Here is a 16,284-nt window from a genome sequence, read left to right as displayed (position 1 = left end):
ATGGCCTTCGACCTGGCCGCGCGGCTGGCCGAACGGCGCGCGGCGGACCTTTACCGACAGCGCCCTTTGCTGGAAGGCCCACAAGGGCCAAGGCTGGTGGTCGATGGCCAGCCGCTGCTGGCCTTCTGCAGCAACGATTACCTGGGCCTGGCGAATCACCCCGACGTGGTCGCTGCCTGGCAGGCGGGTGCCGATCGCTGGGGTGTAGGTGGGGGGGCTTCGCACCTGGTCATAGGCCACACCACGGCACACCACCAACTTGAGGAAGCATTGGCCGAACTAACCGGGCGGCCGCGAGCGCTGCTGTTCTCCACCGGCTACATGGCCAACCTGGGGGTGATCACCGCTTTGGTGGGCAAGGGCGATACGGTGTTGCAGGACCGCCTGAACCATGCCTCGTTGCTCGACGGCGGCCTGCTTAGCGGCGCGCGCTTCAGCCGTTACCTGCACAATGATGTTGGCAGCCTGAGTGACCGTCTGGCCAAGGCTACAGGCAATGCGCTGGTCGTGACCGATGGCGTGTTCAGCATGGACGGTGATGTAGCCGATTTGCCGGCGCTGGCCCAGGCGGCCCGTGCGCGCAACGCCTGGCTGATGGTGGACGATGCCCACGGCCTGGGCACCCTGGGTGCGGGCGGCGGTGGGGTCGTCGAGCACTATGGCCTTGGCGTGGACGATGTCCCGGTACTGGTCGGTACGCTGGGCAAGGCGTGCGGTACGGCGGGTGCGTTCGTGGCAGGCAGTGAAGCGCTGATCGAGGCGCTGATCCAGTTCGCCCGGCCCTACATCTACACCACCAGTCAGCCGCCCGCTTTGGCCTGCGCCACCCTCAAGAGCCTTGAGCTGGTGCGGACACAGGCCTGGCGGCGCGAGCACCTGGCGGCACTGATACAACAATTTCGCGAGGGCGCAGAACAACTGGGCTTGCGCCTGATGGAGAGCCAGACGCCGATCCAGCCGATTGTCATCGGTGACAGCGCTCAAGCGCTTCGCCTGTCGCGGTTACTGCGTGAGCGCGGCCTGTTGGTGACGGCTATCCGGCCACCTACGGTGGCGGTCGGTAGTGCGCGATTGCGCGTTACCTTGAGCGCCGCCCACACGGCAGCCCAGGTGCAGCTATTGTTGAATGCATTGGCAGAGTGTTATCCACAGCTGGAGCGCGCCGATGCGTAACCGACTCGTACTGCTACCAGGCTGGGGCCTGGGAACCGCTTCCCTTGAGCCGCTTGCAGCCAGCCTGCGCGCCCAGGACCCTGGGCTTGAGGTGACGCTGATGCCCTTGCCGGAGCTGGATCACTGTGATGTGCAGGGGTGGGTCGACCACCTGGATCGCAAGGTACCCCACGATGTGTGGCTTGGGGGGTGGTCATTGGGCGGCATGCTGGCCAGTGCCCTGGCCGACAAGCGCGGCGACCACTGCTGCGGCTTGCTCACCCTGGCCAGCAACCCCAGTTTCGTGGCCCGTGCCGATTGGCCTCACGGGATGGCCGAAGACACCTTCGGAACGTTTCTGGATGGTTGTCGCAGCCATCCTTCGGTCACGCTCAAGCGCTTTCGCACCCTGTGCAGCGATGGGGCGATGCAACCGCGCACATTGCTTCGGCAGCTGGGCGTAGGCGTTCCAGACACGGACCCGCTGTACCTGGCTACGGCGCTGCAGGTACTGGCGCAGCTGGATACCCGCGCAGCCCTCGAGGCATTCGCCGGCCCGCAGCTTCACCTTTTTGCCGGCGCAGATGCCTTGGTGCCAGCCGAAGCTGCGCAGGGGTTGAGCGAGCTGTTGCCTGACGTGGAAGTCGGCCTTGTGGAAGACAGTTCCCATGCGTTTGTGCTCGAGTATCCACAAGAACTGGCCAGCGGTATCAAAAGTTTTCTGCATGAGAGTGGCGATGACTGACCTATCCCAGCCAGGTTTGCCTGGCGCCTTGCCCGATAAACGCCAGGTGGCCGCGTCGTTTTCGCGTGCGGCCGCCAGCTATGACAGCGTGGCAGCCCTGCAGCGTGCGGTCGGCATGAACCTGTTGACGATGCTGCCATCTGACCTCGAGCCGTCTCGCTGGCTGGACCTGGGCAGTGGCACGGGCCATTTCAGCCGGGCGCTTGCAGAGCGTTACGGGCCTGCAAGCGGTATCGCCGTGGACATCGCCGAAGGCATGCTGCGCCATGCTCGCGGTCGAGCCGATGACGCCCAGTGCTACATCGTCGGCGATGCCGAGCGCCTGCCGCTGGGCGAGGGTTGCGTCGATCTCGTCTTTTCCAGCCTGGCCGTGCAGTGGTGCAACCATTTCGCCCAAGTGCTGGATGAAGCGTTGCGTATCTTGCGACCGGGCGGTGTCCTGGCCTTCAGCAGCCTGTGCGTGGGTACGCTGGATGAATTGCGCGGCAGTTGGCAGGCCGTGGATGGCCAAGTGCATGTCAACCGCTTCAGGCGCTTCGACGAATACCAACATTCATGTGCAGCCAGCACGCTCGAGACGCTGACCCTGCAACAGTTGCCGCATGTATTGCATTATGCGGACGTGCGCACATTGACCCATGAGCTCAAAGCACTGGGGGCACACAATCTCAACCCGGGTCGTCCCGCCGGGCTCACCGGACGCGCCCGTCTACAGGGTATGCTCCAGGCATACGAAGCCTATCGCCAGCCACAAGGGCTGCCTGCCACTTATCAAGTGGTCTACGGCGTGCTGCGCAAACCTGTGGCATAGGAGTACTTCATGAGTCAGGCGTATTTCATTGCCGGAACTGACACCGATGTCGGCAAGACCACCATTGCCGCCGGTCTTCTGCATGCAGCGAAGTTGCAGGGGTTGAGCACCCTGGGCGCCAAGCCGGTGGCATCGGGCTGCAACATGACAGCCAAGGGCTTGCGCAACAGCGACGCCTTGGCGCTCATCGACGAAAGCACCATCAAGCTCGCCTACGAGCAGGTCAACCCATTCGCCTTCGAGCCAGCCATCGCCCCCCATGTCGCCGCGCGAGAGGCCGGTGTGACGCTGGCGGTGGCGAAGTTGCTGGCAGACATGCACACGGTATTGGAGCAGCAGGCCGATTTCACCTTGATCGAGGGTGCCGGTGGCTGGCGGGTGCCGCTCTCGGGCCTGGAGAACCTGTCGGACCTGGCCGTTGCATTGAAGCTGCCGGTCATCCTGGTGGTAGGGGTAAGATTGGGTTGCATTAGCCACGCGCTGCTCAGTGCCGAAGCCATCGAGCGTGACGGACTACAGCTCGCCGGATGGGTGGCGAACATCATCGAGCCAAGAACGTCGCGGCTCGAAGATAACCTGGCCAGCCTGGCTGAACGGCTGCCAGCGCCTTGTCTGGGCCGTGTGCCCAAGCTCAAGCAAGCCACGGCGGACAAGGTGGCCGAGCATTTGCAGCTGGACCTGCTGGCATAACCTGCGCGTACCTGCGCTGCGGATAGGGTCGAGCGTATGAAGGTTACCCGACGCTGGCATGGTCAAGGTCTATCAAGTGGCACCGAGCCATTAGCGATTTAAACGGGTTTTTTTGTGGCTGGCTTGCTTTAATGGGGCCTCACCGTCATCCAGTGTCGATGGAGTCCTGACATGGAAATCACCGGTAGCTCCGCCTTCTACGCCGGCCTAGGCGCCATTCACACTGGTCAGAATCGCGTCGACCAGGCCGCCAGCCAGATCGCCAATACCACCGCCGAACGTTCCGCCACCAGTCAATCGAGTGATTTTCAGGCCGAGCGGCTGCGTGCCGTCGACAGAAGTCAGCAAATGGACATGGCCACCAGCACCGTGCAAATGGCCTTGGGCAGAACCGAAGTCGAACTTGGCGCCAAAGTCGTCAAGGCATCCGACGAAATGCTCGGTCGTATCATCGACACCTATGCCTGACGGTCAGTAGCGCGTTCTCGCCTGACACGCAACGCTCAGAAGCTTGCACTGCCTCGTTTTCTCTTCTTCGCTCGAAGCGTCCTCGTCCCTGCGGGGACGCGGGCATGTGTGCGGATGGCAGATTCGCCATTTTTCGTGGCGTAAATGGCATCGTGGGGCCTTCTTGACATCCGGCAGCGGTAAACGTAAGTTTCAAACAACTGTTTGATAGACCCTGCCGCGTGTGCCGGTCCCCCACAGAACTCACCTAGAGGTTCATCGCCATGCCTGACTACAAAGCCCCCCTGCGTGATATTCGCTTCGTGCGTGACGAATTGCTCGGCTACGAGGCGCACTATCAAAGCCTGCCAGGCTGTCAGGACGCCACGCCCGACATGGTGGACGCGATCCTCGAGGAAGGTGCGAAGTTCTGTGAGCAGGTACTGTCGCCGCTCAACCGCGTAGGCGATCAGGAAGGTTGCACCTGGAGCGAGTCGGGCGTGAAGACGCCGACCGGTTTCAAGGAAGCCTACCAGCAGTTCGTCGAAGGCGGCTGGCCAAGCCTGGCGCACGATGTGGAGCATGGTGGTCAGGGCCTGCCCGAGTCGCTGGGCCTGGCCCTGAGCGAAATGGTAGGCGGTGCCAACTGGTCCTGGGGCATGTACCCAGGCTTGTCCCACGGCGCGATGAATACGATCTCGGCCCACGGTACTGCCGAGCAGCAGCACACCTACCTGACCAAGCTGGTTTCGGGTGAGTGGACCGGCACCATGTGCCTGACCGAACCCCATTGCGGCACCGACCTGGGCATGCTGCGCACCAAGGCCGAACCCCAGGCCGACGGCAGCTACAAAGTCAGCGGTACCAAGATCTTCATTTCGGCCGGTGAGCACGACATGGCCGAGAACATCGTGCATATCGTGCTGGCACGCCTGCCCGATGCACCGGCTGGTACCAAAGGCATTTCCCTGTTCATCGTGCCGAAGTTCCTGCCTAACGCCGAAGGCGCAGCGGGTGAGCGCAACGGTGTGAGCTGCGGCTCCCTTGAGCACAAGATGGGCATCCATGGCAATGCCACTTGCGTGATGAACTTCGACGCAGCCACTGGTTACCTGATTGGCCCGGCCAACAAAGGCCTGAACTGCATGTTCACCTTCATGAACACGGCACGCCTGGGTACTGCGCTGCAAGGTCTGGCCCATGCCGAAGTGGCCTTCCAGGGGGGCTTGAAGTACGCCCGCGAGCGCCTGCAAATGCGCTCGCTGACCGGGCCCAAGGCGCCTGAGAAGGCCGCCGACCCGATCATCGTCCACCCGGATGTGCGTCGTATGCTCTTGACCATGAAGGCCTTTGCCGAAGGCACCCGTGCGATGGTGTACTTCACCGCCAAGCAGGTGGACATCGTCAAGTACAGCCAGGACGAGGAAGAGCGCAAGAAGGCCGATGCCTTGCTGGCGTTCCTGACCCCAATCGCCAAGGCCTTCATGACCGAAGTAGGCTTCGAGGCTGCCAACCATGGGGTTCAGGTCTACGGTGGGCACGGCTTCATCGCCGAGTGGGGCATGGAGCAGAACGTTCGTGACAGCCGTATTTCCATGCTGTACGAGGGCACCACAGGTATCCAGGCCCTGGACTTGCTGGGCCGCAAGGTGCTGATGACCCAAGGCGAGGCCCTCAAGGGCTTTACCAAGATCGTGCACAAGTTCTGCCAGTCGCAGGAAGGCAACGAAGCCGTCAACGAGTTCGTTCAGCCCCTGGCTGCGTTGAACAAGGAATGGGGTGAGCTGACCATGAAGGTAGGCATGGCCGCCATGAAGGACCGTGAGGAAGTTGGCGCGGCCTCGGTGGACTACCTCATGTACTCCGGCTACGCCTGCCTGGCTTACTTCTGGGCCGACATCGCCCGGTTGGCTGCCGAAAAGCTGGCAGCAGGTACCAGTGAAGCGGCGTTCTACACCGCCAAGCTGCAGACGGCACGCTTCTACTTCCAGCGCATCCTGCCGCGCACCCGCACGCATGTGGCTGCCATGCTGTCCGGTGCGGACAACCTGATGGCCATGGACGAAGAACACTTCGGCCTGGCTTACTGAGTTACCTCAGGTTGTACGCGAACCGTCTGCTCCGGCAGACGGTTTTTTTATGTCTGGCGCAAGCCAATAGCAAAGGTGCTCAAGTGTACGGGTGAATGGCCGATCAACTAAGGGCACAATGCCACTATTGGTCTGCCAGGTTGGAATTGCCTTTGCTTCGCCTTGACGCTGTTCGCGCAATCCACTTCGTACCCTCTCTCGTCTTGCTGGGGGCAGGCTTGGCTGCGGCTTACGTCAAGGACCTCAGCGTTTTCTTCACGTCGCTTTTCAATGTTTTGCCAACCCTCGTGCTGTTGATGGGTGGCGCCTACTGCGCGGTATACAGGCGCCAGCGGGAGCTGTTTCTGATGCTCACGGTGTACATCGCCTATTTCCTGCTCGATACCCAGACCGACTTCTACCGGGACAACGGCCGCGTTCGTGAAGATGCTGCCGTGATCTTTCACCTGGTGTGCCTGCTGCTACCGGCGTTGTATGGCCTTTATGGCATCTGGCAGGAGCGCACGCATCTGCTCCAGGACCTAGTCGCCCGGTGTGCGGTGCTGGTGGCCACGGCCGCGGTGGCGGCAGGCTTCGAGCAAAGCTTTCCCGAGGCGTTGCTGGCCAGCCTGGCGGAAATCCGCTGGCCGGTCCTGCACGGCCAGTGGATGAGCCTGATCCAGCTGGCCTACCCGGTGTTCATGGGCATGCTGGCGTTACTCGTCGTGCAGTACCTGCGTGCGCCCAGGCCCCTGCATGGCGCCTTGATCGTGGGCCAAGTCGGTATTTTCTGGATGCTGCCCAAGACGTTCGTGTTGCCCTTCACGCTTAACATCATGTGCAGTCAGGTCATGCTGATGATTGCCACGGCAGTCGCCCATGAAGCGTACCAGATGGCGTTTCGTGACGAGCTCACCGGGTTGCCGGGCCGTCGCGCGCTCAATGAGCGCCTGCAGCGACTAGGGCGCTCCTATGTGATTGCCATGGCCGACGTGGACCATTTCAAGCGCTTCAACGATACCCACGGGCATGATGTCGGCGACCAGGTATTGCGCCTCGTCGCCAGCCGGCTTGGCAAGGTCAAAGGGGGAGGCCGCGCCTATCGCTACGGCGGCGAAGAGTTCGCCGTGGTGTTCGCGGGCAAGACGGCCGAGCAGTGCGTGCCGCATCTGGAAGCGGTTCGAGAGGCGATCGCCGGCTATGGCATGCACTTGCGTGACCAAAGTGCGCGTCCGCTGGATGACATCACCGGGCGCCAGCGCCGCGCGGGCAGCAGTGGCGACACGGTTACGGTGACCATCAGCCTGGGTGTGGCCGAGCGGCAGGGCGACAACCGTAGCGTTGATGAGGTGCTCAAGGCTGCCGACCAGGCGCTTTACGCTGCCAAGGCCGCAGGGCGCAATTGTTTGATGGTTCACGGCCTGAGAAACCGTCGTGGAGCGGTGCGGGAAGCGTGACCATTGCTGACTCTACAGTCTGTTGATGACCCTATGTGTCGTAAAAGTTGTTCGGTTACACTGGTCCTACTACCCGTGCTGCGGTACTCATCGCCGCCCGTCCTGACCAGCGAGAGGTTGTCATGGCTGAATATAAAGCGCCCCTGCGCGACATGCGCTTCGTACTGAATGAAGTCTTCAACGTAGGCCAGCAGTGGGCGCAGCTGCCGGGCTTGGCCGAGTTGGTCGATGTCGAAACGGCCATGGCGGTGCTTGAAGAGGCGGGCAAGGTCACCGCACGCAGCATCGCACCGCTCAGCCGCGCTGCCGACGAGGAAGGCTGCCGCTGGGACAGTGGCGCGGTGCATACGCCCGCGGGGTTCATCGAAGCCTATGACACCTATGCTCAAGGTGGTTGGGTAGGCGTGGGTGGTGATCCAGCCTTCGGCGGCATGGGCATGCCCAAGGCGGTATCGGCCCAAGTCGAGGAGATGGTCAACGCAGCCAGCCTGTCGTTTGGCTTGTACCCCATGCTCACCGCAGGCGCCTGCCTGTCGATCAACGCGCACGCCGACGAGGCGCTCAAGCACACGTATTTGCCGAACATGTATTCAGGAGTGTGGGCAGGCTCCATGTGCCTGACCGAACCCCATGCGGGCACTGACCTTGGCATGATCCGAACCAAGGCCGAGCCTCAGGCTGACGGCAGCTACCGGGTGACCGGCACCAAGATCTTCATCACCGGTGGCGAGCACGACCTGACCGAGAACATCATCCATCTGGTTCTGGCCAAGCTACCGGGCGCACCGGCCGGCCCCAAGGGGATCTCCCTGTTTCTGGTCCCCAAATTCCTGGTCAACGACGACGGCAGCCTGGGTGCCCGCAACCCGGCGACCTGCGGGTCCATCGAGCACAAGATGGGTATCCAGGCCTCGGCCACCTGCGTGATGAATTTCGACGAGGCGGTCGGCTACATCGTTGGGGAGCCCAACAAGGGCCTGGCCGCGATGTTCACCATGATGAACTACGAGCGGCTTGGCGTTGGTATCCAGGGGCTCGCCTCGGCCGAGCGCTCTTATCAGAATGCTGTCGACTATGCCCGCGAGCGCCTGCAAAGTCGTGCGCCGACTGGGCCGCAAGCCAAGGAAAAGCCTGCTGACCCGATCATCGTGCACCCGGATGTGCGGCGCATGCTGCTGACCATGAAGGCGCTGACCGAGGGCGGGCGGGCGTTTTCCAGCTACGTGGCCATGCAGCTGGACAGCGCCAAATACGCGCAAGACAGTGCCGTACGCAAGCGCAGCGAAGAATTGGTCGCGCTGTTAACCCCTGTGGCCAAGGCATTTCTGACGGACCTGGGCCTTGAGTGCACCCTTCACGGCCAGCAAGTGTTCGGTGGGCACGGGTATATCCGCGAATGGGGGCAGGAGCAGCTGGTGCGCGATGTGCGCATTACCCAAATCTACGAAGGCACCAATGGTATCCAGGCGCTGGACTTGATGGGCCGCAAGGTGGTGGCCAGTGGTGGCGCGTACTACCAGTTGTTCTCCGACGAAGTGCGTCAGTTCATTGCTGGTGCCGGGGCTGACATGGCTGCGTTTACCAGACCCCTAGGCGCCGCACTCGACCAGCTGGACGGTGTGACCGACTGGGTGCTGCAACAAGCCAAGGGCAATCCGAACGAGATCGGGGCAGCGTCGGTTGAATACCTGCATGCCTTCGGCTATGTCGCCTATGCCTACATGTGGGCATTGATGGCCCAGGCTGCCCTGGCAGGCGAGGGTGATGAAGCGTTCTACCAAGGCAAGCTCGGCACGGCACGCTTCTATTTTGCTCGCTTGCTGCCGCGCGTCGACTCGCTCATCGCCTCGGTCAAGGCGGGTAGCGAAACGCTGTACCTGCTGGATGCGGAGCAGTTCTAGGACTGGCGCAGACGTTGATACGGCCGTAGCTAAGGGCGCCCGCTTCAGGGTGGGCGCCACTACAAAGGGTGCAGATAGGAATGATTACCCTTTGTAAGCCTTTTCCTACAGCACGAGGTGACTTTTCACCACTGTTCTCAGATTGGATCCAGGGTTATCTTTATTCCATGGACGTTGCGCAGGAAGCGCATAGGACAGATCACGGAAGACGACGAAGGATTTCCTGCCAGGATGGTGGGGCGATACGGATGTCACAGGGAAACAGTCTGAAGAACCCCGCCTCGGCGGGGTTTTTCTTGTGCGTCACGTTCAGCCCAGTGCATCGAGTGGCGAAGCCGCCGGTCCACGCAAGTCAGTCTCTTCTTCGAGCAGGCCACGCAGAAGTTCTATTGAGGCCTGCTGACGCTGAGCGTCACGGAACACCAGGCCTACCTTCAAGGGCACCCTGGGTTCACTCAACGGCTTCCACAGCAGCCCTTGCTGCGCCTGTTCGGCTTCCTTGGCCCGCCCCGGCAGGATAGTCGCCAGTGAGGTGTGCGACAGGCTGTCGAGAATGCCTGCCATGTTATTCACTTCTGCCTGAACCTGCGGGCGACGACCTTGGCTGGCCAGCTGTGCCTGCCAGATCTGACGCATCTGGAATTCCTCGCCCAGCATCAGCATGGGCAGTTCCGCCGCCTGGCGGATCGACACCTTCTTGAAGTCCTTGAGCGGGTGGGTCGCTGGGATGACCAACTGCAATTCGTCCTCGTACAACAACACGCCATGCAGCCCAGGTTGGCGCGCGGGCAGGTAGCTGATGCCGATGTCCAGCGTGCCGCTGATCAGGCGCTTCTCGATTTCCAACCCCGACAACTCATAGATCTGCACTACCAGGTGCGGCTGGGCCTTGCGCAGTCGTTCCAGAAGCTGCGGTACCAGGCTCGGCCGAACCGTTTGCAAGACGCCGATCGCCAGGGTTCGCAGTGCCTGCCCCTTGAAGTTTCGCATCGCCTCGTGGGCCCTTTGCAAGCCATCGAGCAAGGGCAGGGCATGGTTGTACAAGGTGTGCGCCGCCAGTGTAGGCAGCAGGCGCTTGTTACTGCGCTCGAACAGGCTTAGGTCCAGGCCATGCTCGAGCTGGCGAATCTGCTGAGACAGGGCCGGCTGAGACAATGACAGGCGCTCGGCGGCACGCCCGACATGGCCTTCTTCGTAGACCGCGACGAAATAACGCAGTTGGCGAAAATCCATAAGTTCTACTTATTGAAAATACTGCTAAATCGAAATGTCGGAATCAGCATCCGGCGCCTAGTCTATCGCGGTATAACAACGGGTTACAGGCTTTACGAGGACCTTATCCTTACCACGGTCTGACTCCCTATCCATAGGCACGGCATTTCACTTCAATTAAGGCCGTTCCAGCCCTGCCCATCATCCAAGCGTGCATAACTTCGATGAACCTGTTCAACCTTCGCCGTCCAGCGCGTGCTGTCGGGACTGAAACGTTGCCTGAGCCAGCACGCGCTCGGCCTCGTATTGATGCCAAGGCCCCTGACTCACCTGTTTTCATCAGAGGGCAAGGCGCGTGGCTTTGGGACGACCAAGGCCAAGCCTGTCTGGACTTCAACCAAGGCGACGGGGTCAACACGCTGGGGCACAGCCCCGAGTCGATCGTCAAGGCGGTGGCGAACCAGGCTCAGGCCTTGATCAATCCGGGTGTGGGGCGCTCGCACGAGGGCGTTCTGGCATTGAGCGACCAGCTCTGCCAAGCGACCGGGAGTGAACGTGCCCTGCTTTTCGACAGCGCGGCACAGGCACATGAAGCCGCTATTCGCCTGGCTCGCCACTGGGGTGAACGCCACCGCCACGGCGCGGGCCATATCATCGTTGCCCGCCAGGGCGGGGAAGACGTATACGGTGCGCCTGTGGCCAGCAGTGCAAGCCATAGCAAAACGGAACACGCCCATCTGAGCCATGTGCCGTTCAATGACCTGGCTGCACTGCACGCCGCAGTCGAGTCGCGCACGGTAGCCATCGTGGTGGAACCATTGCAAAGCCAGGGTGCGATCGTTCTTGCAACCGCCGAATACCTCAAGGGCGCTGAGGCCCTTTGCCGCGAGCTGGGCATTCTGCTGATTATTGATGAAGCGCGCACAGGCATGGGCCGCTGCGGTGCATTGCTGGCCGAAACCCTGTACGGCGTGCGAGCCGACATCTTGGTGCTGGGTGCCGGCCTTGGTGGGGGTGTGCCACTTGCCGCTGTGCTGGTGCGCAACAGCGCTTGCTGCTCGCCGTTGGCAGGGCTGCCGGGTGCCCGGTACAGCAATGCGGTGACGGCCGCAGCAGGCCTGGCAGTCCTGAAGACGGTGCTGGATGCAGGCTTCCTTGAGCACGTGCAGGACACTGGCCGTCATCTACGTGAGGGACTTAGCCGCCTGGCGGGCCGCTTTGGCCAGGGCCAGGTCTGCGGGAGTGGGCTGTTGTGGACGTTGCAGCTCAGTGATCCCCTGGCACGGGCGTTGGAGCGTGCGGCATTGCAAGAGTGCCTGCTGGTCGGTGCGCCCCAGGCCGATGTGCTGCGGTTCTCGCCGGCGCTAACGGTGACCCGCGGCAATGTCGACGAAATGCTGTTGAGGCTTTCGCGCGCGTTCGCGCGACTGCACGCTGTCCAGGCCTCGGGACGAAAGATGCCCGCCTAGTCCACCCACGTAAAACCGAACCGTCTGGCGTTTCTGCGCACCGCCCCGGGCCTGTCACATTCGGCCCTGGGCGTTTTTTTTGGCTGTGGAACCTCTGCAAGCGGCGGCGAGTCTGTGATGTAACCCCTTACGGAGAGACTCGCATGGACATTATCCGGATTATCATCGCAATCATTCTGCCGCCCTTGGGCGTGTTTCTGCAGGTGGGGTTTGGTGGAGCCTTCTGGCTGAACATTCTGCTGACCTTGCTGGGCTATATCCCAGGCATCGTGCACGCGGTGTACATCATCGCCAGGCGCTGAATTCCGTGCGGCTCACGGATAGCCGTGAGCCGCCGGCTCAATGCTGCTCAAGCACCTTGCAGTAGAATCGCCATTCCTGATCGAGCGCATGCTCCAGGTTACGGGCCTTGCGAAACCCGTGCCGTTCGCCCTCGTAGAAATGTGCCTGGGCTTCGATGCCATTGGCATTGAGCGCTGCGAGCATGGCGCGGGTCTGCTCTGGCACCACGACCGCATCCAGTTCCCCTTGAAAGAACACCACCGGCACCTTGATTCGCTCGGCGTGCAGCAGCGGCGTGCGCTGCCGGTAGCGCTCGGCATCCTGGACCGGATCACCGATCAGCCAGTCCAGGTAGTCACCCTCGAACTTGTGCGTGGCACGCGCCAGTGCCACCGGGTCGCTGACGCCATACAGGCTCGCGCCTGCCCGGAATACGTCCGTGAACGCCAGTGCGCAAAGAGCGGTGTAGCCGCCGGCGCTGCCGCCCCGGATGAACACCTGGGTCCTGTCGATCAGGCCATCGGCAGCCAGACGCTCGACGGCTGAGCAGGCATCTTCTACATCGCTTTGGCCCCAACGCAGGTGCAGGGCATGGCGGTACTCACGGCCATAGCCACTACTGCCGCGGTAGTTGAGGTCGGCAACGGCGAAGCCTCGGTGGGTCCAGAACTGGATTCTCGGGTCGAGCACGGGATAGCAGGCCGAGGTCGGGCCGCCGTGAACGAAGACGATCAGCGGCGATGGCGTGATACTGCCGGCAGCCGGATAGAAAAAGCCATGGGCCAGCGCCTCTCCAGCCCCGCAATGAAATGACTGGGGCAAGCTGATCCGATGCGCCGGTAATACCTCGGCGCCACCGGCCAGTACGTTCACTTCATGGGTGTCACGGGCAATCGCAATGACCGCCGCAGGGCTGATAGGCGAGGCGGCGATGGCATACACGCAGGTGGCGTCCATGGCCAGGTGGCGGAAGCGGGTATAGGCGCTGGCGAACCGCTCGCTGCGACCATCGGGCGTGCGCAGGCCCAGTTGCCCGAAACCTGCTTCGAACCAAGTGGCCAGGTAATGCTGTGGCCCGAGTGCCAGCCAGGTACTGGCGCCCAGTTGCCACGGTGCTGCGGCATGGTCGGCAGGCTCGCTTGCCAGCGCTTGCCAGCTGCCATCAAGCTCACCCCACGGCTGCCAGAAACTGTTGCGATCGGACAGGCAGTACAGGCGGTTAGCCGTATCGAAGCGAGGTTGCTGCAGCGATTCATCGCCCGCTGCTACCGTTTGCGCTGCCCCCCATTGGCCGCTGGCCTCGCGACGGCAGGTCATCAGCCGCGTTACCGTCCACGGCTGCGCCGGGCGGTCCCATTCGATCCAGGCCAGGCGCTGCCCGTCCGGGCTGACCGTGGGCGAGGCGTAGAAATCGGCGCCTTCGGCCAGCACCTGACGCGTCCCCTCGGCCAAAGCCACCAGGCGGTGCTCCACGGTTTCGCCATGGCGCTCCTCCACAGCCAGAGCCTGCCCGTCATGCCATTGCACATCGCCATAGCGGCAGGCGGGGTCCTGGGTAAGGGGGCGCGGCGGCGTGTTGTCCAAGGGCTGGGTGTAAACCTGCTGGTCCTTCTCGTTGACGAACACGAGGCCGTCCCCGCCCAGGCAGAAACTGCCCCCACCATATTCGTAGACACGGCTGCGTACACTGAAGCCGTCCGGGGTCAGGCAACGTGCCTGGTGATGATGCCAGTGCCAGATGCGGCAAGCGTCGTCGGCCGGCCGAAATTCAACCCAGAACAGGCCGGCATCACCGACCTTGAGTTCGGCGAAATCGGTGCCGGCGGCGACGGCCTGGGCGGCGGTGAATTCAGCCTCGGGCGATGACACGGGAGTTTCGTTCATTTCGGAAAGTCATCTGATCTATGGCGAGGTCGGCGCTTTGCGCCTGCTCGCGGGCCTTGAGGATCAAGCCGTGGTCGGGCGACTTGGCACATACCGGGTCGGCATTGCTGGCATCACCGGTGAGCATGAAGGCCTGACAGCGGCAGCCACCAAAATCCTTCTCCTTTTCATCGCAGGAGCGGCAGGGTTCCGGCATCCATTGGTAGCCACGGAAGCGGTTGAAACCGAACGACTCATACCAGATGTGTCGCAGGTCATGCTCACGCACGTTGGGGAACTGCACCGGCAACTGACGGGCCCCATGGCACGGCAGGGCGGTGCCGTCGGGGGTGATGGTCAGGAACAGGTTGCCCCAGCCGTTCATGCAGGCCTTGGGCCGCTCTTCGTAGTAGTCCGGCGTGACGAAGATCAGCTTGCACGGGTTGCCTTCGGTCTTGAGCTTGTCGCGATACTCGTTGGTAATCCGCTCGGCCCGCTCCAGCTGATCACGGGTGGGCAACAGCCCAACCCGGTTAAGGTGCGCCCAACCGTAGAACTGGCACGTGGCCAGTTCGACGAAATCCGCATCCAGGGCGATGCACAACTCGATGATGCGGTCGATCTTGTCGATGTTGTGCCGGTGGGTGACGAAGTTGAGCACCATGGGGTAACCATGGGCCTTCACGGCGCGGGCCATTTCCAACTTCTGTGCGAACGCCTTTCGGGAACCGGCCAGCAGGTTGTTCACCTGCTCGTCGCTGGCCTGGAAGCTGATCTGGATATGGTCCAGGCCGGCCTGCTTGAAGGCGGCGATGCGCGCCTCGGTCAAGCCGATACCCGAGGTAATCAGGTTGGTGTAGTACCCCAGCCGGCGGGCCTCGGCGATCAGCTCGGCGAGGTCCTGGCGAACCAGCGGCTCGCCCCCGGAAAACCCAATCTGCGCGGCGCCCATCTCGCGGGCCTGGGCCATGACCTTGAACCACTGCGCAGTGCTCAACTCCTGGCCCTGGGCTGCGAAATCCAGGGGGTTGGAGCAATAGGGGCACTGCAGCGGGCAGCGGTAGGTCAACTCGGCCAGCAGCCACAGCGGCAGGCCGACCTCGGGCGTGGGCGGTAGCTCAGGCAAGCTCGATCCAGTGTTCGGCACGGGCTACCTCCATGAACTGCTCGATATCGTCGGCCACTTCCGGCACATCGGGGAATTGCTGCTGGAGTGCGTCGATGATGGCTGCCACATTGCGCTGGCCGTCGATCAACCCACCGATCAGGCTGGCGCTTTCGTTGAGCTTGATCATGCCTTCAGGGTAGAGCAGTACATGGCCTTTCTGGGCAGGCTCGTACTGGAAGCGGTAACCCTGGCGCCACCTGGGCACTTGCTGACGATCGAATTTCATAGAGTGATTCCTTTATGCCACACCCGCTCCTGGGTGACGGAGTGATAGGGCGGCCGGTTCAGCTCATAGGCCATGCTCATGGCATCGAGCATGCTCCACAGGATGTCCAGCTTGAACTGGAGGATTTCCAGCATACGCTGCTGCCCAGCCCAGGTGGTGTAGTGCTGCAAGGTAATGGCTAGGCCATGCTCAACATCGCGGCGAGCCTGGCCAAGGCGCGTGCGGAAATACGCGTAGCCTGCCGGGTCGATCCAGGGGTAGTGCTGCGGCCAGCTGTCCAGGCGTGATTGGTGGATCTGCGGGGCGAAGAGTTCGGTCAGCGAGCTGCTGGCCGCTTCCTGCCAGCTGGCGCGACGGGCAAAATTCACGTAGGCATCCACGGCAAAGCGCACCCCCGGCAATACCAATTCCTGTGAGCGCAACTGCTCAGGGTCAAGGCCAACCGCCTGGCCCAGGCGCAGCCAGGCTTCGATGCCGCCGTCTTCACCAGGTGCGCCATCATGGTCGAGCAAGCGCTGTATCCACTCCCGGCGTACCTCGCGATCCGGGCAATTGGCCAGGATGGCGGCGTCCTTCATCGGGATGTTGACCTGGTAATAGAAGCGGTTGGCTACCCAACCCTGGATCTGTTCGCGGGTAGCACGGCCTTCATACATGGCTACGTGGTAGGGATGGTGAATGTGGTAGTAGGCGCCCTTGGCGCGCAGGGCCTGCTCGAACTCGGCAGGGGACATTGGCAGTGCATCGCTCATTCGGCTGGCTCCTGGAAGGCTGGGGTGGCGGGCAGGCCCG

General features: G+C 62.3%; 15 protein-coding genes. 10 read left to right on the top strand and 5 right to left on the bottom strand.

From position 1 onward, the window contains the following. The 8 genes from bioF (at position 1) to B2J77_RS19270 (ending at position 9,272) form a co-directional block, all read left to right on the top strand. Positions 1 to 1,173, top strand: coding sequence for an 8-amino-7-oxononanoate synthase (gene bioF / locus B2J77_RS19305; RefSeq protein WP_078479240.1), 1,173 nt, complete (start codon positions 1 to 3; stop codon positions 1,171 to 1,173). Further along, positions 1,166 to 1,897 (top strand): alpha/beta fold hydrolase, encoded by a 732-nt coding sequence (locus B2J77_RS19300; RefSeq protein ID WP_058639090.1) that lies wholly within the window; start codon positions 1,166 to 1,168, stop codon positions 1,895 to 1,897. The genes bioF and B2J77_RS19300 overlap by 8 nt, the downstream gene beginning before the upstream one ends. Beyond that, positions 1,890 to 2,708, top strand: coding sequence for a malonyl-ACP O-methyltransferase BioC (gene bioC, locus B2J77_RS19295; RefSeq protein ID WP_078479239.1), 819 nt, complete (start codon positions 1,890 to 1,892; stop codon positions 2,706 to 2,708). The genes B2J77_RS19300 and bioC overlap by 8 nt, the downstream gene beginning before the upstream one ends. A 9-nt stretch (positions 2,709 to 2,717) precedes the next feature. Continuing rightward, positions 2,718 to 3,398, top strand: coding sequence for a dethiobiotin synthase (gene bioD, locus B2J77_RS19290; protein ID WP_058639092.1), 681 nt, complete (start codon positions 2,718 to 2,720; stop codon positions 3,396 to 3,398). Positions 3,399 to 3,569: 171 nt separating this feature from the next. Next, positions 3,570 to 3,866, top strand: a complete 297-nt coding sequence (locus B2J77_RS19285; RefSeq protein ID WP_078479238.1) for a pyrroloquinoline quinone biosynthesis protein PqqE — start codon at positions 3,570 to 3,572, stop codon at positions 3,864 to 3,866. Positions 3,867 to 4,129: 263 nt separating this feature from the next. Next, positions 4,130 to 5,935 (top strand): phenylacyl-CoA dehydrogenase, encoded by a 1,806-nt coding sequence (locus B2J77_RS19280; protein ID WP_058639094.1) that lies wholly within the window; start codon positions 4,130 to 4,132, stop codon positions 5,933 to 5,935. 152 nt (positions 5,936 to 6,087) lie between these two features. Continuing rightward, positions 6,088 to 7,371 carry a sensor domain-containing diguanylate cyclase gene (locus B2J77_RS19275; RefSeq protein ID WP_078479237.1) on the top strand — a complete coding sequence of 428 codons (1,284 nt, stop codon included), beginning with the start codon at positions 6,088 to 6,090 and terminating at the stop codon, positions 7,369 to 7,371. A gap of 122 nt (positions 7,372 to 7,493) precedes the next feature. Next, the gene (locus B2J77_RS19270; RefSeq protein WP_078479236.1) at positions 7,494 to 9,272 is read left to right on the top strand and encodes an acyl-CoA dehydrogenase C-terminal domain-containing protein; all 1,779 of its coding nucleotides are present in this window, start codon (positions 7,494 to 7,496) and stop codon (positions 9,270 to 9,272) included. Positions 9,273 to 9,581: 309 nt separating this feature from the next. On the opposite strand, the gene B2J77_RS19265 is transcribed toward B2J77_RS19270, so the two are convergent. Beyond that, the gene (locus B2J77_RS19265; protein ID WP_078479235.1) at positions 9,582 to 10,505 is read right to left on the bottom strand and encodes a LysR family transcriptional regulator; all 924 of its coding nucleotides are present in this window, start codon (positions 10,503 to 10,505) and stop codon (positions 9,582 to 9,584) included. Positions 10,506 to 10,708: 203 nt separating this feature from the next. Here B2J77_RS19265 and B2J77_RS19260 point away from each other — a divergent pair, with 203 nt between their 5' ends. After that, entirely contained in the window at positions 10,709 to 11,953 is a 1,245-nt protein-coding gene (locus B2J77_RS19260) for an aspartate aminotransferase family protein (protein WP_078479234.1), read from the top strand. Between the two features lie 143 nt (positions 11,954 to 12,096). After that, positions 12,097 to 12,255: a YqaE/Pmp3 family membrane protein gene (locus B2J77_RS19255; protein WP_023532725.1), complete on the top strand. Its 159-nt coding sequence runs from the start codon at positions 12,097 to 12,099 to the stop codon at positions 12,253 to 12,255. 37 nt (positions 12,256 to 12,292) lie between these two features. Here B2J77_RS19255 and B2J77_RS19250 read toward each other — a convergent pair whose 3' ends face one another. Genes B2J77_RS19250 through pqqC form a run of 4 tightly spaced genes read right to left on the bottom strand, consistent with a single transcriptional unit; the run spans position 12,293 to position 16,244 of the window. Continuing rightward, entirely contained in the window at positions 12,293 to 14,119 is a 1,827-nt protein-coding gene (locus B2J77_RS19250) for a S9 family peptidase (RefSeq protein WP_078479233.1), read from the bottom strand. Continuing rightward, complete coding sequence (pqqE, locus tag B2J77_RS19245; protein WP_078479232.1) at positions 14,085 to 15,245, bottom strand: pyrroloquinoline quinone biosynthesis protein PqqE; 1,161 nt, start codon at positions 15,243 to 15,245, stop codon at positions 14,085 to 14,087. The genes B2J77_RS19250 and pqqE overlap by 35 nt, the downstream gene beginning before the upstream one ends. Further along, positions 15,217 to 15,492, bottom strand: coding sequence for a pyrroloquinoline quinone biosynthesis peptide chaperone PqqD (gene pqqD / locus B2J77_RS19240; RefSeq protein ID WP_058639100.1), 276 nt, complete (start codon positions 15,490 to 15,492; stop codon positions 15,217 to 15,219). Before pqqD ends, pqqE begins: the two co-directional genes overlap by 29 nt. Beyond that, complete coding sequence (gene pqqC / locus B2J77_RS19235; protein ID WP_023532576.1) at positions 15,489 to 16,244, bottom strand: pyrroloquinoline-quinone synthase PqqC; 756 nt, start codon at positions 16,242 to 16,244, stop codon at positions 15,489 to 15,491. The genes pqqD and pqqC overlap by 4 nt, the downstream gene beginning before the upstream one ends. Positions 16,245 to 16,284 lie beyond the last annotated feature (40 nt).

It is taken from the genome of Pseudomonas parafulva (assembly GCF_002021815.1).
In the GTDB taxonomy this organism is placed as follows: domain Bacteria; phylum Pseudomonadota; class Gammaproteobacteria; order Pseudomonadales; family Pseudomonadaceae; genus Aquipseudomonas; species Aquipseudomonas parafulva_B.
The sequence above is the reverse complement of the archived record's forward strand: the minus strand, read 5'-3'. Positions and strand labels throughout refer to the sequence as shown.